The organism is Sandaracinaceae bacterium, from assembly GCA_016706685.1.
Taxonomy (GTDB): Bacteria; Myxococcota_A; Polyangia; order Polyangiales; family Houyiibacteriaceae; genus JADJJE01.
This window is the reverse complement of record JADJJE010000015.1, coordinates 87,777-101,898: the sequence shown is the minus strand read 5'-3', so window position 1 is coordinate 101,898 and position 14,122 is coordinate 87,777. Positions and strand designations below refer to the sequence as shown.

Here is a 14,122-nt window from a genome sequence, read left to right as displayed (position 1 = left end):
AACCATGGACCGCCGCATTCGCTTCATTTCCGTTTGATTTCCGCCGCTTGAGCGCGTTTTGGCCCTTCCCCGAGGCGTCCGCGAGCCAGCCGGGATCCCCTTTCCCTCTTGCCGCCGGGGAGGTGCCTGGGTAACACCCGCGTCCAATTCATAATGCTCGCATTGGGCACACCGGAAGCGGATCTCTCGGGGGTTCTGCGCCGCCTCAGGAGCCGCGCGGACGATCCGCTCCCAGAAGGGCCACCGCCCAACCCCGCCACCACGCTCGCCAAGGCGCTGGACGTGCCGCGTGCGATCGCGCTGGCCGACATGCTCACGGCGCGGGGCGCTACGCCTGTGGTCACGGGGCGGCTGGACGGCCCGCTCAGCGACGCCGGCAGCAAGGTGGTGGCCGAGACGGCCCGCCAGCTGGCCCAGGTGCGCGCGCGCCTCATGTCGGCGCTCACGCGGCCCCGCCCGGCGGCGCTGGCCGACCCGGTGCTGCTGCAGGCGCTGCTGCGCGACCACGGGCTGCTGGGCAGCGCGGCGGCCGGGGCCACCAGGGCGGTGCACGAGAAGTCGCTCCAGGCGGCGGCCACCGCGCTGGGCGGCCCGCTGCGCGACCACTTCCACCAGAAGGTGTCGTTCATGCGGCGCGAGGTGGCGTGGCTGCGCCAAGACCTGAGCGCCAGCGTGCGCCTGCTGGGGCCCGAGGCCGCGCAGCTCGCCGCCATCGACGCCAGCCTCGAGGCCGCCATGGGTCTGGCCATCGCAGCGCGCGTGGACGACACGCTCACGCAGCTGGACCGCGCGTTCCTGGGTGGCCTGCGGCGCGCGCTGAGCAAGCTGCCGTCCGCCACGGACGACACCCCGGACCTGAGCCGCTGGCTCTGGCCGGGCGGGTGGCTGCGTGGCCACTTGGAAGACGTCAGACGGCTCGCGCTGAGCCTCTATGAGCTGGAAGCGTCGGGGCTTCGGGCGCTGGTCGACAGCGCCGCACGGGCAGGCAGCCCCGCCCCGCACACCGCCGGCACGGCGCACTCGGAGAACCGCACATGACTCGCATTGCCATCCTCATCGCCGGCGCCCTGGGCACCGTGATCCTGGCGCGCACGGCCGCCTTCTATCAGGGCGAAGACCCGCTGGCCTTCGGCGTGGTCATGCTCATGGCGGTGGCGCTTTTCTGCGGCGTGGCCGAGCTGCTGATGCACGCGCAGCGCCTCAAGGGGCTGGACGCCGAGCTGAGCAAGCTCACGCGCGAGCCCACGCTCGAAGGCGTGGACAGCGCCAGCCCGGTGCTGCGGGCGCTGCTGCGCGCGCGCCTCGACCGCGTGTCGCTGGGGGTGCCGCGGGCGTCGTTCACGCCCTACCTGATTGGCCTCTTGGTCATGCTGGGCCTGCTGGGCACGTTCATGGGGCTCTTCGAGACGCTGCGCGGCGCGCGCCTGGCGCTCACGGCCAGCAGCGACGTGGAGGCCCTGCGCGAGGGCTTGAGCACGCCCATGAGCGGCCTCATGCGCAGCTTCGGCACGTCGGCGGCGGGTGTGTCGTCGTCGGCCATGCTGGGCCTCGCGGCGGTGTTCGCGCGGCGCGCCGCAGGCCAGCTGGGGGTGCAGCTGCACGCGGCCGCCAGTGGTCCCTTCGCGCGCTTTGCCTCCAGCCACCGTCAGCTGGTGGCCCTCGAGCAGCTGGCCGTGCAGGGTGAGGCCCTGCCCGCCGCCGCCGCCGCGCTCACGCAAGCCAGCAAAGAGATCATGGCGCTGCGCAGCGAGTGGCTGAGCGCGCACACGCAGGCCAGCGAGGCCGTGTCGCGCCGCTTGGTGGAGGCCACCGAGAGCGTGCAGCGCACCGTGCAGGCGGGCGTGGAGCAGAGCGCCAGCGCCACCCACCGCGCCGTGGCCCCGCTGCTGGAGCAGGCCGTGGCCGGCACCGTGGCCGCCGCGGGCGCGCACCTGGCCAAGATCGAGGCCAAGGTGGACCAGGCCAGCGTGGCGCGCCGCGAGGCCGAGCAGCAGGTCACTCAGCAGCTGAGCGCGCACCTCGAGAGCGTGACCAAGCGCCTCGACGCGCAGGTGCAGGCCAGCCAGGCGTCCGACAGCGAGCGCCGCGCGGCTCTCGAGGCGCTCGAGCGCGGCGCCGAGCAGGCGCGTGCCCGCCACGTGGAGGCCGTGCTCGGCGCGCTGCAGCAGCAGGCCGAGCGTGACCTCTTGGCCCAGCGCGCCCAGCGCGAAGAGGCGCTGGCGCTCGAGGCGCAGCGCACGCAGCAGTGGGTGGCCGCGCAGTCCAGCATGGAGCGCAGCTTGATCGAGCGGGCCGAGGCGCTGGACGCGTCGCTCATCGCCGCCGGGCAGGCGCTGGTGGGCACGCTGCGCGAGCAGTCGGCCGAGGCGCGCGCTCTCGAAGACGCCCGCGGCGAGCGCCTTTCGGAGCGCATGAGCACCGTGACGGCCGCGCTCGAAGAGACGGTGGCCCGCTTGGCCGCCGCCGAGACCGAGCGCGCCGCGTTGTTGCAAGCGCACGTGAGCAGCATGAGCGAGCGCCTGGCCACCGCCAGCGAGCGCCTGGGCAGCGAAGAGACGCGCCGCGCCAGCCTGCTCACCGAGCATGTGGACGGCATGAGCGCGGAGATGCGCCGAGCCTTCAGCGCCGCCGCCGAGCGCGACGCCGAGCGGGCCGAGACGCTGGCGCAGGTGGCCGGCACGCTGCGCACGGAGCTGTCCGCCGCGGCCGACGTCATGCGCGACCGCCTGGGCGCCAGCGCCGATGCCGACGCGGCGCGGGCCCGCGAGGCGCAGGCCATGTTCGAGGAGCTCAAGGGCGCCAGCATCCAGATCGCGGAGGCCGCGCGCGTCCAGTCCACGGCGCTGCAGCAGTTCGTGGCCGCCACCGAGGGCCGCACCGAGGCGCTCGAGACCCGCAGCCAGGAGCGCCTCGAGGCCCTGCTGGACCGCATCCGCGAGACGGTCGAAGCGCAGGCCGCACGCCTCGCCGAGCTGGAGCGCGGGCTGCGCGAGTCGCAGTCCGAGACCGCCCTCACGCTGGCCCAGCAGCTGGGCACGCACGCGCAGGAGCTCAGCGCCAGCCTGGGCCAGACGTCGGCGCTGGTGCAGGACGCCGCGGGCCTGGTGCAGGCGGGTGGCGCGGAGCTCACCGCGGTGGCCGAGATGTTCGCCGAGGCCGTGGACCGGCAGCGCGAGGCGGCCCGCGAGTGGCTCGAGAACCTGGGCCACGTGGAGCGTGCCGTGGCCGACGCTGGCGAAGGCGCCGCGGCCGACGCGCTGGGGCACCACCTGGCGCGCACCCACGAGATCTTCGACCGGCAGCTGCGCTTCCAGCAGGAGCTGTTCGAGCAGCTGCGCCACGGGCGCGTGAACGGACAGGGCCGCGAGGCACACGGCGCGGGCGCGCTCAGCGGAATCGAGAACGATGTATCTGCCTGACGAGAGCGCAGACGACGACGGCGACGAGCTGCCGAACATCTGGGCCGCCTTCGGCGACCTGATGGCGTGCTTGTTCGGGCTTGTTCGTGTTGTTCTTCGTGTGGCTGGTCACCGTGCAGGTGGCGCTGTCCGAAGACCTCGAGGCCGAGCGCGCCACGCGCGAAGCCGCCACCGCGCGCCTCGAGGCGCTCGAGAGCGTGCTGGCCGGCCCGCTCAGCTCGGGGCTCATCACCCTGGTGGACGGGCGCATCGGCATCCGCGGCAACCTGCTGTTCGCGCTGGGCTCGGTCGAGCTGCGCCCCGAGGGGCGTGACCTCCTGCGCTCGCTGGTGCCGCCGCTGCAGCACTACCTGGGCCAGAACGAGCTGTCGCTCATGGTCAGCGGCTTCACCGACGACACGGTGCTGCGCGCCAACGGCTCGTTCGTGGACAACTGGGAGGTCAGCGCGCAGCGCTCGCTCACCGTCACGCGCGAGCTGGTGGCCGCGGGCATGCCCGCCGAGTGGATCTTCGCGGCCGGCTTCGGCGCCAACCACCCGGTGGCGCCCAACGACACGGAGGAGAACCGCGCCATGAAGCGGCGCGGGGAGATCTCGCCGGTGCCGCGCTTGATCCACCGCATCGGCAACGCCACCGAGCAGGCCTCGGCGGGAACCACCCAGGAGGCCGCGCCGTTGCAGGTGGTCGACGCTCCGTCCGCCGACGTGAACGCGCCCGGCGGCGCTCCGGAAGCCCTCGCGCCGACGTCGCTCGACGCCACCCAGGAGCTGCGCGCGCCGTGACCACCGCGCCCGAGCTCGACCCCAGCGCGCTGCGCGCGGCGCTCGACGATCTCGTCGTGCGCGGGGCCGAGGTCTGGGACGCGCCCGCCGTGGCGCTGGTGCGCACGCTGCTGAGCAAGGCGGAGGGCCTCGATGGGCTTGGGCGCGCGCACCTGCTGAAGCGGGCAGCCACACGCTTCGAGGCGCTGTCGGAGTCCTTCACGCGGGCACGCGAGCGGGCCGACCAGACCTACGCGCAGCTCGCGCGGCAGGGCCTGGACCCGGCCAAGCGCCTCGACAGCGCGCTGCACTACGGCCGCTTCGACGAGGTGGCGCGCGCCGCCAAGCGCCACGACGAGACCCGCGTGGCGGCCCGTCAGGCCATCGTGCAGCCGTGGCTCGAGCGCCTGAGCCACGAGGCGCACTCACGCGGGCTCTCGCAGCCTCCCCCGCCCCTCGAAGACAACGGCGGCGAGCCGCTGCTGCCGGAGCGCGAGACGGTCACCGGCCTCGCAGCGGCCATCTATCAAGACGCGGCGGCCGACGCCACGGCGCGCTTGGTGGTGGCGCAGGCCACGGCCGAGCTGCCCGCGCACGCCGGCCGCTATCACGCGCCCTCGGTGGCTGCGCGCACCCTCGAGGCCCTGGAGGCGCTGGCTCCCGCCTATCTTCGCGTGCAGGTGGCGCGCCTCGAGGCCATCGGCACGCTGCAGCGCTGGGTCACGCAGCCGCCCCCGTCGAAACCCGCGCGGGGCAAGCCCAGCGCCAAGCCTGCCCCGAAGCCGAAGGCGCCCGCCAAGCCGCGCGCCAAGCGGGCGCCCAAGGGCGGCCAGGAGCCCGGCGCCAGCGACAGCGAGCGCCCGCAGGACAGCGTGGAAGCCGCCGAGTAGGCGCGCCAGCCCACCGGGCTGACGCCGCGCCGCGGTGAAATCAGTGGTGCGCGTGGCCCGCAGGTGCGGGAGCGGCCGCGGGTGCGGCTGCTGCTGGCGCCGCAGGAGCGGCCGCGGGCGCGGCGGAAGCAGGAGCGGCGGGCGCAGGCGGTGCAGCCGGCGCAGCCGCCGGCGCGGGCACACCACCGTCCACCACGGGCACCACCGGCCGCTCGGGCATGCGCACCGCCACGGGCGTTCCCATGGACTCGGCCATGATGCCCAGCACCCACACCCGCCCCTCGGGCTGGTGGTTGAAGTACAGGTGCCGCACGTCGAAGTCGTAGGCCAGCCGCACCGAGTCCTCGTCGTTGGGCAGCACCACGCGCGCATAGCCGAACCGCATGGCGGGGCGCTCCACCGCCAGCACCAGGAGCGGAACGGGCTCGGGGAGGTCGCGGTCGTGCGCCACGATGCCGCGCACCACGCTCGTGCCCTCGTCGGGCGTCATGGTCACGCCCGGAAACGGCAGCTGGCTGTCGGTCCCCTGCAGCAGGATCGCCGGCCCCGTGATGGGCAGCACCTCGTGGCCCTCGCGCGGCGTGCGGTTGGTGGGCGACACAATTCCCTGACGCGCGGTGACGTGCTCGTCCATCCACAGGAAGAACTGATACGACGCCGACAGCTGCGGCAGCCCGAGCGCCACGGGCAGGTCCACGCTGAAGACCCCGCGCAGCGGCTCACCGCTGCCCTGGTCCGCGAACACGTCGCCTTGGAATGCAGGCGGCTCGCTGGTGGGCGAGAGCGGCGGGCCCACGGGGGCGGCGTGCAGGCGGTGAGCCTCGGGGTTCAGCGCGATGACGTAGATGGCGTGACGCGGGTCGTCGCCATAGCGCGCGCGCGCGGTGGCCGGCAGGTTGTAGCGCCCCGAGAGCACCACCGTGGGGCGGCCCTCACGCACGGCCAGGGTCAGCGCGAAGTCGAGCGGCGCGGCCGACTCGGCCGGCGTGAACGCGTTGGGCTCGGTCATGAACGTGTCGGTGACGCTCAGCGGGGTGGGCCCCATCATGAGCGGCGGGTGCGGCTCGCCGCCGATGCCGATCTTGTCGCAGCCCCCCACGGTGAAGGGCAGCGCGAGCGCGGCGAGCAGGGTGGCGAGCACCAGAGGGAGAGAGCGGAGCGTCACGGCGCAGAAGACTACTTGATCCTCTCGCCGCGAGGCGGAAATCCGACGGTGGCCCCACCCCGAAACGGTAGAGTCCGGCGCATGAGCCCCGAAGCACGCGCGGTCCTGTGGCGAGTCACCCTCGCGGCGCTGGCCGCGGCCGCGCTCTTCGCGCTGGGCCGCTCAGGCGACTCGTGGGCCGTCATGGTGCTGGGGCCGCTCGTGGTCACGGGCGTGCTGGCGTTCGCGGTGCGCCGGCCGCTCGAGGCCTACCGGGCGGCCCGCCAGCCGCTCGACCCCGAGGTGCTCGTGCTGCTGAAGCGCCACGTGCCGCACTTCAACGGGCTCGACGCAGCCGGGCAAGAGGCCTTCGCGCGCCGCGTCACGCGCCTGCTGGCCACCATCGAGTTCGAGACCGTGAAGGGCGCGCGCGACACGCTCGAGATGCGCGTCCTGTCGCTGGCGGGGGCCGCCCTGCTCTACGTGGGGCGCGACGACCTGCGCATCGACGAGCACCGCTCGGTCATCTTCTACCCCGACGCGTTCTCCCACGAGTACGCCGTGCAGCACGACGCGCGCATCGCGGGCATGGTGCACCGCCAGGGGCCCGTGCTCTTCTCGGAGCGCGCCCTGCGCGACGGCTGGAACCACGACTCCGACGGCTACAACGTGTCGGTGCACGAGTGGGCCCACGTGCTGGACCTCGAGGACGGCTTCGCCGACGGCATCCCGGGCCTGGCCCCCGGCTCGCTCGCCGAAGAGCAACAGATGCTCAACCACGAGCTGGTGCGCGTGCGCGGCGGCCGCTCCGTGCTGCGCGACTACGCGGGCACCAACCGCGCCGAGCTCTTCGCCGTGGCCACCGAGGTGTTCTTCGAGCGCCCCGAGCTGCTGCGCCGCAGCCACTCGACGCTGTACGACGTGCTCTCTGCCTGGCTGCGCGTGGACCCCATCGAGCTGCTGCGCAAAGCGGGTGTCGCGCCCACGCCGGTGCGGCAGGCGGGCAAGAGGGCGCAGGGCAAGCGGAAGGGCGGGAAGAAGGCGCGCGTGCGCTGACCCCGGTTCGGGCTATGCGCTCGTGGCGGGCGACTGCTACAACCGCCCCGTGAAGAAGTTCACCGCCGCGCTGCGCGCGCTTGGGATCCTCCTCGGGACGTGGGGCCTGCTCTTCATGGTGGGCGCCATCGCGGGCGTGCTGCCGCCGCTGGACGGCGCCTTCGGGCGCACGGCGGGAGCGGGCACGGCGGCCGACCCGGAAGCGGCCATGGGCGCCGAGAACCGCGGCGACGCTGGGGTGGAGGAGACCTCTGGCGAGACGGCAGCGAGCGACACCACGGCGGCCGGCACCGAAGCCACCGCGCCGGGCACCACCGACACGGCCGAGACCGCAGACGGCGGGACCGCGGCAGCCACGCCGGGCGCTGCTCCCACCGGCCCCGCGCGGCGCCGCCACATCGTGTGCGAGGGCAGCGACACGCCGCCCATCGTGGACGTGGTGGACCCGGGCAACATCATCGTGGGCTGCGGCGCCGAGGTGCAGTGGCTGGTGCGCTGGCCCGAGGGGAGCGACCAGCTGTACCGCACACTGCGGGTGCATCGCGAGCCGTCGCAGCCCAACGCGCGCGTCTCGGCCTCGGCCATCGCGCACGGCGACGTGGACGGTGACGGCCGCGTGGACCTGGTGGTGGGCTTCCTCGAGCGCAACGCCGAGGGCAGCACGGTGGGCGGCGCGCTCTACCTGGTGGCCGCCGCGCCCGGAGGTGGCTTCGCCGAGCCGCTCGAGCTCGCGCCCATCCCCGTCACCGCGCTGGCGCTCGGCAACGTGAACGAGCACGACGCGCTCGACGTGGTGGCGCTGCACCGCCCCGACGCGTTCGGCCGCCGGCCCGCCGAGGTGTGGGTGTTCGGCGGGGGCGCCTCGCCCGCGCGCACGGCCCGGCTGGACGCGGGCAACGCGCTCACGCTGGCGCTGGGCGACATCGACCGCGACGAGAAGCTGGACATCCTGATCGGCAAGGAGTCCGGCACGGCGCGGGTGTACTTCGGTGACGGCACCGGGCACTTCGAGCGCCGCTCCGAGGTGGCCGACGCGCCCGGCGTGGAGCTGCTCACCGTGGACCTCGACGACGACGGTGGCACGGACCTCTTGGCCTTCGCCGAGGCCGCTCGCGTGGTGCGGGGTGCGCGCGCCGAGGGCCTCGGCAGCGCCATCTTGGAGGTGCCGCCCGGCATGCGCAGCGTGAACCCGGTGGACGCCGACGGCGATGGCCGGCGCGACCTGATGGGCGTGGCCGGAGACGGCATCGTCATCGTGCGCAGCGTGACCGGCCTCGAGCTGGCGCCCGCCACGCTGCTGGACCTGCCGCTGCACGCGGGCACACCGCGCATGCTGTGGGCCGCCCGCAGCGAGGCCGGCGTGCGCCTGGTGGTGCTCACGCGCCTGGCGGGTGACGCAGAGCCCTTCACGCTGGTGCTGCTGAGCGGCGTGGAGAGCGCTCAGGTGGAGTCCAGCGCCACGGTCGTCACCGACGCGCCGCTGACGCTGCGCTTCGACGTGCGCTGACTTGCGTGGGGCCCTGCAAGGCCCGCGCTCACGAGCCGCAGAGGGGGTCGTTGCCGCAGCGGTCGAGTTCGATCATGGGAGTGGTCATGGCCGTGCCCGTGGTGCCCACGGTGCCGCGCGGGTTGCGGGTGCCGCGCGGGCGGGTGGTCTCCGGCTCGGGCTGCGCCTGAACCTCGGGAGCGGCCACTGCCACGGGCTCCACCGTCTGCGGCACCAGCACTTCGCGGGTGACCTCCACCTCCACGAAGCGAACTGACGGCGGGCGGGTGGCCGCGAAGACGATCATGGAGATGAAGAACACGAACGAGAACCCGGCGAAGATCCAGCCGCCTGGGCCGTGCTGGCTGCGCGCCGGTGGCGGGCCGCTGGGTGAAGCGGACCGCGTGTGCAGCAGTGACCGCTCGGCCTGCATCATGGCCAGCTGGCTACGCAGGGCCGCGATGCGCTGGTCGGCCGCGCTGGTGGCCTGCGCGTGGCTGCTGGTGGGAGAGGTCTCGGGGAGGCTGGGGGTCGGGCTGGTCATGTTGGATTCTCCTTCTGAGAGAACCCATCGCACGACGCGTGCCAGCCATTAACATAATGATTTCAACAACACGATGCGCCCAAAATCTATGAACAGTAGATTCAATCTACTCGAGGCATCACGAGCGCACCCGCAGCCCCAGCTGGTTGAAGCGCAACTGCACGCGGCGTGCGTTCTCGCGCGGGTCACCCCGCAGCAGGCGCTGCGCCATCGCCTCGAAGTCCCCATCCGTCTCGGCGTAGAGGCGCTCGTACAGGCGCTTCTCGAGGTCACGCGCCACGTCGCGGGGCTGGTCGCGAGGCTCGAGACCACCCAGCAGGTCCTGGGCGCCCTGCTCGTCCGCGCCCGCCCCCACGCGCCGCTGCGGCAGCCAGCTCCCCGCCAGCAGCTCGTCCACCAGGCGCTCGGGCACGGGCACGGTGCGCGCCTCCCCAGCAGACGCACGGCCCGCCTCGGCGGCCGTCAGTGCATCCGACAGCGACAGCAAACAGGCGTTGGCCACCAGCAGCCGCAGCTCGCGCACGTTGCCCGGGAACGGGTGGCGCTGAAGCGCCGCGAGCGCGCTCTCGCTGAACGCGAAGGTGAGCGCCGCCGAAGCGGACGTGGCCCCGCGCTTGCCCTTCCCCGCGCCGCTCGGCAGCCCCGCGCGCGCCTGCAGCCCAGCCGGCAGCCCGGCGCTGCGCAGGTAGTCCGCCAGCAGCCCCGCGTCGGGCCCGCTCGCGAACGTCTCGGTGACGGTGCGCGTGATGAGCGCCGGCAGGTCCTCGCGGCGCTCGCGCAGCGGCGGCAGCGTCAGGCCCGCCGCCGGGTTCAGGCGCGCATACAGGTCGGCCCGGAAGCGCCCGCTGCGCACCGCCTCGCGCAGGTCGGCGTTGGTGGCCGCCAGCAGCTTCACGTCCACCGGGCGGGCCTGGTGCTCGCCCAGCCGCGTCACGCGCCGCTCCTGCAGCACCATCAGCAGCATGCGCTGTGTCTCGAGCGAGAGGTTGCCCACCTCGTCCAGCAGCAGCGTGCCCCCCTGCGCGGCCTCGAAGCGCCCCGCGCGGTCCACCGCCCCGCTGAACGCGCCGCGGGCGCTGCCGAACAGCTCGGCGCCCACCAGGCTCTCGGGCAGCGCGCTCACGTCCACCGTCACGAAGGGCCCTCGGCGCCCGCTGCTCGCGTGGATCACCTGCTCGGCCAGCGCGCTCTTGCCCGTGCCGGGCTCCCCCGTGATCAAGATGGGCAGCGACGTGCGCGCCAGCGTGAGCGCGTCGCGCCGCAAGCGCGCCATGCTGGGCGAGCTGCCGAACTCGTAGGCCGAGCCGAAGGTGGGCGCCGCCTGCCGCGCCACCACGCGCTCCACCAACAGGCCCAGTGCGCGCGCGTCGAAGCCATCGGCGCCGGCCAGGGTGACGTACTCGTCGGCGGCCGCGTCGGCGCCGCGCAGACGCAGCTCCTCGGTGGACGTCATGAGCACCACCGGCAGCGCGGGCCGCAGCGCGCGGATGCGCCCCAAGATGGCCAGCCCCTGCAGCGCACGCCGGCGGGCGAGGCTCGGCGCCGTGTCCTCCTGTGGCGCCGGCACCAAGCGCTCCTCGGGCAGCTCGAAGTGCATGTCCAACAGCACCACGTCCAGGTCCGGGTGCCGCGCCAGCGCCTGCTCGGTCTCGCCCCAGTCGTGCGCGTGCGTGAGCGCACAGCCCGGGCGCCGCGGGCACGTCCAGCAGGGCCCCGGCAGCTCGCAGCGGGTGGCGTACTCGTAGTCACGCAAGAGCGCGTGGGCCAGCTCCGCGTAGCGCTCGCCGTCGTCCACCAGCAGCACCTTGGGCAGCCGTCGTGGCGCCGTGCTCACGCGCCGCTCCTGCCCTGCGCGCGCACGAACGCACGGCAGGCCTCGTCCACGCGCAGGGCCGTCACGCGCGCCTGCTCCACGGCCTCGGGGTCGTGCGCGCGCACGCCCGCCTCGAGCGCCATCAGCGCCTCGAGGCCCTCGCGAATGGCATCCGGCAGCGTGGGCTCGCCCACCCCCGAGGCCTCGGCCAGCGCGTGGTACACCGCGAGCGCGTTGCGCTTCCCGTCGGTGAGGTAGAGGTCCGCCACCAGCATGTCCACCAGCACGGCGGGCACCTCGCCCGGGGGCAGGTTGCGTGCCGCGCGCGTGATGTACTTGCCCACGTCGTGGGCCAGCGCGAGGGCCAGCTCCGCGTAGCGGGCGAGCTCGCCGGGGCTCATGCGCCCAGCACCTTGGCGATGGCGCTCGCGTCGAACGACGGGATGGCGTGCACGTCGCCGTAGAGCTGCCGCAGGTTGTCGAGCCGGCGCGCCGGGAAGTCGTGGATGAACAGCGCAGGCGCGTGGCAGCCGCGCTCGCGCAGGTGGGCGAGCACCACGGTGCCTTGCTGGTCCTGCAGGTGCCGCAGCGCGCGCGCCCGGTCTCCCCCGAAGCGGCGCGTGGCCAGGTCGTCGGCGTCTCCTTCGAGGGCCGCGGCGGGCGTGCGCTCGAAGCGCAGGTCCAGCAGCAGCGCCTCCGGTGAGAACTCGACCGCCACGCGCACCGCCTCCGCCGCGTCGTGCGCCACGGCCACCTGGAAGCGCGTGCCCAGGAACAGCCGCACGAACTCTTCGTACTCGTGGCCGTCTTCCACGATCAGCAAGCGGCGCAGGCCAGCGGTCATCGGCCGCTAGAGTGCCACGCGCGCCGGCTGCGCGGCTACGCGTTGTAGGCACACGGAAAAGACACCACCACCGACTTCACGAAGCCCATAGGGCCGGGCTCGATGGAGATGGCGCCGCCGTAGCGGTCCACCGCCGCGCTCACCAGCCCGAGGCCACGGCCGAACTCGCGGTCGCGGATCATCTCGAGCGTGAGCGGCGCGTCGCTGGTGTCGCTGATGGCGATGTGCACGGTCTCCTCCCCCGTCATCTCCATGGCCACGCGCACGCTCAGCCGCACGCTGCGCGGGGCAGGCGCCCGGCCCACCGCCAGCACCGCGTTCCGCAGGATGTTCTTCAGCACCAGCACCAGGTCCACGCGGAACACCTCGATCGCCGCGGCCTCACCCGCGTCCACCGTGAGCGAGTCCAGCTCGACCGCGCTCGGGGCGTACTCTTGGCGCACCTCGCTCACCACCTGCTCGAGCAGCGCGAGGTCCACGTCCGTGCGAATGAGCCCGTCCACCAGCTCTTTCAGCGACGCATCGAAGGCGTCGAGGGCGGCGTGAGCCGCACGCAGCCGGCGCACGTGCCGAGGCGCGTGCCGCGCCGCCAGCTTGGGCGTGAGCTTCACGATGGCCTGGATGGCCTCCCGCGCGCGCCGGAACGCGCGGTCGCTGCGCACGTCGAAGCGCCCCCCGAGCGCCCGCTCGAAGGCCCGCAGGTAGGCGTCGAAGGCCTGGTCGAGCGGCAGGCTGCCCACCGTGCCCAACAGACGCGCCTCGAGGAACGCGTGCTGCGCCGGCGAGCTCTCGCCCGCGCCCAACAGGTTGAGCACCTCGCGCGCGGCCCCCACGCGGTGCTTCAGCAGCTCGTGCCGCAGCGATCCCACCAGGTAGGCGATGGCCGGGTGCAGCTCAGGCTGCTCGCGCACCAGGCGCGCTAGTGACACCCCGCGCCGCCGGAACCAGCCCAGCAGCCACGCTCCGCTCAGCGCGAGCAGCAAGCCCGACACAACACCGAGCGCCACCCAGGCGGCCAGCGGCACGCTCGTGGCCACGGGCTGCACCGGCAGGGGCGCAGGCTCGGGCGGTGTGTCCGTCAGGATGCTGGCCCCGGGCGACAGCGAGCGCAGCTCGTCCCGCACATCATTCGCGTCGCTGGCGGAAGGGCGCGCCAGAAGGTAGCGCTCGAACAGCCGCGCCGCCTCCGCGTCGTTGCCGCGCGCCACGTAGAGCCGCGCGATGATCGGGTAGTACCCGGGGTCCATGGGCCCGTGGTCGAGGCCGCGACGGATCTCGCGGTATGCGCCCTCGTCGTCCTCGGCCGCGAGGCGTCGGATGCCCTCCTGATAGTGTGTGTCGGCCGTGGCCAGGCGCTGGCGCACACTCCCGCTCGCAGGGTGGTCCGTGGGCAGCTCGGCCCACAGCTCGAAGGCGCGCGGGTCGTTGCGCGCGAACGCGTCTTCCGCGAGCGGCCACGGGTCCGGAGCAGACGCCGCAGGCTCGCAGCCGAGCACGGCCAGCAGCGCACCAGCGAGAAGCATGGAGCACAGCCACCGCGGCTCGCGCATGCTGCGAGGTGAGCGCATCAGCGCGGTGATATCAGATTTGCTGGAACGCCGCGCGCACGCCGAGCGGCGTGTGGGCTGGGCTGGCGAGCTACGCGGACGCGGCCAGCCCACTGCCGCCGCGCGTGGCCCGCGCGACGACCGCCATCAGGGCGTCGAATTCGAAAGGCTTCTCCACGCTGATGACGTCGCGCCGCGCGAGGAACGCCCGCGCGGAGTCGGAGCACGCGCCGCCCGTCATGAAGACGAAGCGCCCCGCCAGCTCCGGGTGGGCCTGGACGGCCCAGATGTACAGGTCCTGACCAGAGCCCCCCGGCATCTGCAGGTCCGACAGCACCACGTCGAAGCGTGGCGCGGCTTCGATGGCCAGTCGCGCTTGGTCCCCCGAGTCGGCCACCACCACCTCGAAGAACTCTTCCAGCATGAGCCGCAGCGTGAACTGCAGCATCGGCTCGTCGTCCACGAGCAGCAGCCTCGGTGTCCGCGCGTGAACGCCGGTCGTCATCGTGTCGTTGTTGGTTTCCATGAGCTACCCCCGAACGCCAACGTACCAGCGTGGCCTCGTGCCCACCATACCCTCATTCGGTGAGGGGCCCTTGCGTGCGTCAAGGTGTTGCA

At 73.7% G+C, this 14,122-nt stretch carries 12 protein-coding genes and 1 pseudogene; 6 read left to right on the top strand and 7 right to left on the bottom strand.

Translation table 11 applies throughout. The features are described from left to right. Positions 1-162: 162 nt before the first annotated feature. From IPI43_19555 to IPI43_19540, 4 genes and pseudogenes are all read left to right on the top strand, one after another. On the top strand, positions 163-1,038 hold the full coding sequence (locus tag IPI43_19555) for a DUF3348 family protein (protein ID MBK7776298.1): 876 nt from the start codon (positions 163-165) through the stop codon (positions 1,036-1,038). Next, positions 1,035-3,419: a hypothetical protein gene (locus IPI43_19550; GenBank protein ID MBK7776297.1), complete on the top strand. Its 2,385-nt coding sequence runs from the start codon at positions 1,035-1,037 to the stop codon at positions 3,417-3,419. Before IPI43_19555 ends, IPI43_19550 begins: the two co-directional genes overlap by 4 nt. After that, positions 3,406-4,201, top strand: a pseudogene (locus IPI43_19545) (OmpA family protein). The gene IPI43_19550 and the pseudogene IPI43_19545 overlap by 14 nt, the downstream one beginning before the upstream one ends. After that, positions 4,198-5,070: a hypothetical protein gene (locus tag IPI43_19540; protein MBK7776296.1), complete on the top strand. Its 873-nt coding sequence runs from the start codon at positions 4,198-4,200 to the stop codon at positions 5,068-5,070. The pseudogene IPI43_19545 and the gene IPI43_19540 overlap by 4 nt, the downstream one beginning before the upstream one ends. 40 nt (positions 5,071-5,110) lie before the next feature. Here the strand turns inward: IPI43_19540 and IPI43_19535 are convergent, their stop codons facing one another. Continuing rightward, positions 5,111-6,235 (bottom strand): hypothetical protein, encoded by a 1,125-nt coding sequence (locus tag IPI43_19535; protein ID MBK7776295.1) that lies wholly within the window; start codon positions 6,233-6,235, stop codon positions 5,111-5,113. An 81-nt stretch (positions 6,236-6,316) separates the two neighbouring features. On the opposite strand from IPI43_19535, the gene IPI43_19530 reads away from it, so the two are divergent. Both IPI43_19530 and IPI43_19525 read left to right on the top strand, forming a co-directional pair. Further along, positions 6,317-7,270: a zinc-dependent peptidase gene (locus IPI43_19530; protein ID MBK7776294.1), complete on the top strand. Its 954-nt coding sequence runs from the start codon at positions 6,317-6,319 to the stop codon at positions 7,268-7,270. A 49-nt stretch (positions 7,271-7,319) separates the two neighbouring features. Next, a complete protein-coding gene (locus IPI43_19525) occupies positions 7,320-8,777 on the top strand; it encodes a hypothetical protein (GenBank protein ID MBK7776293.1) in 1,458 nt (485 codons plus the stop codon). 28 nt (positions 8,778-8,805) lie between these two features. Here the strand turns inward: IPI43_19525 and IPI43_19520 are convergent, their stop codons facing one another. The 6 genes from IPI43_19520 to IPI43_19495 all read right to left on the bottom strand — a co-directional run bounded on the left by IPI43_19520 (position 8,806) and on the right by IPI43_19495 (position 14,030). Then, a complete protein-coding gene (locus IPI43_19520; protein MBK7776292.1) occupies positions 8,806-9,300 on the bottom strand; it encodes a hypothetical protein in 495 nt (164 codons plus the stop codon). A 118-nt stretch (positions 9,301-9,418) separates the two neighbouring features. Beyond that, the gene (locus IPI43_19515) at positions 9,419-11,134 is read right to left on the bottom strand and encodes a sigma-54-dependent Fis family transcriptional regulator (protein MBK7776291.1); all 1,716 of its coding nucleotides are present in this window, start codon (positions 11,132-11,134) and stop codon (positions 9,419-9,421) included. Next, positions 11,131-11,514, bottom strand: a complete 384-nt coding sequence (locus IPI43_19510) for a hypothetical protein (protein MBK7776290.1) — start codon at positions 11,512-11,514, stop codon at positions 11,131-11,133. The genes IPI43_19515 and IPI43_19510 overlap by 4 nt, the downstream gene beginning before the upstream one ends. Beyond that, positions 11,511-11,957: a hypothetical protein gene (locus IPI43_19505; GenBank protein MBK7776289.1), complete on the bottom strand. Its 447-nt coding sequence runs from the start codon at positions 11,955-11,957 to the stop codon at positions 11,511-11,513. Before IPI43_19505 ends, IPI43_19510 begins: the two co-directional genes overlap by 4 nt. A gap of 35 nt (positions 11,958-11,992) precedes the next feature. Further along, positions 11,993-13,525, bottom strand: a complete 1,533-nt coding sequence (locus IPI43_19500) for a GHKL domain-containing protein (protein ID MBK7776288.1) — start codon at positions 13,523-13,525, stop codon at positions 11,993-11,995. Positions 13,526-13,595: 70 nt separating this feature from the next. Beyond that, positions 13,596-14,030, bottom strand: coding sequence for a response regulator (locus tag IPI43_19495; protein ID MBK7776287.1), 435 nt, complete (start codon positions 14,028-14,030; stop codon positions 13,596-13,598). Between the last annotated feature and the right edge of the window lie 92 nt (positions 14,031-14,122).

Bases quoted from the DNA above. Each gene is read 5' to 3' on its own strand.
- IPI43_19550 (MBK7776297.1), top strand. From the start codon at position 1,035: ATGACTCGCATTGCCATCCTCATCGCCGGCGCCCTGGGCACCGTGATC.
- IPI43_19530 (MBK7776294.1), top strand. From the start codon at position 6,317: ATGAGCCCCGAAGCACGCGCGGTCCTGTGGCGAGTCACCCTCGCGGCG.
- IPI43_19520 (MBK7776292.1), bottom strand. From the start codon at position 9,300: ATGACCAGCCCGACCCCCAGCCTCCCCGAGACCTCTCCCACCAGCAGC.
- IPI43_19510 (MBK7776290.1), bottom strand. From the start codon at position 11,514: ATGAGCCCCGGCGAGCTCGCCCGCTACGCGGAGCTGGCCCTCGCGCTG.
- IPI43_19505 (MBK7776289.1), bottom strand. From the start codon at position 11,957: ATGACCGCTGGCCTGCGCCGCTTGCTGATCGTGGAAGACGGCCACGAG.
- IPI43_19500 (MBK7776288.1), bottom strand. From the start codon at position 13,525: ATGCGCTCACCTCGCAGCATGCGCGAGCCGCGGTGGCTGTGCTCCATG.
- IPI43_19495 (MBK7776287.1), bottom strand. From the start codon at position 14,030: ATGGAAACCAACAACGACACGATGACGACCGGCGTTCACGCGCGGACA.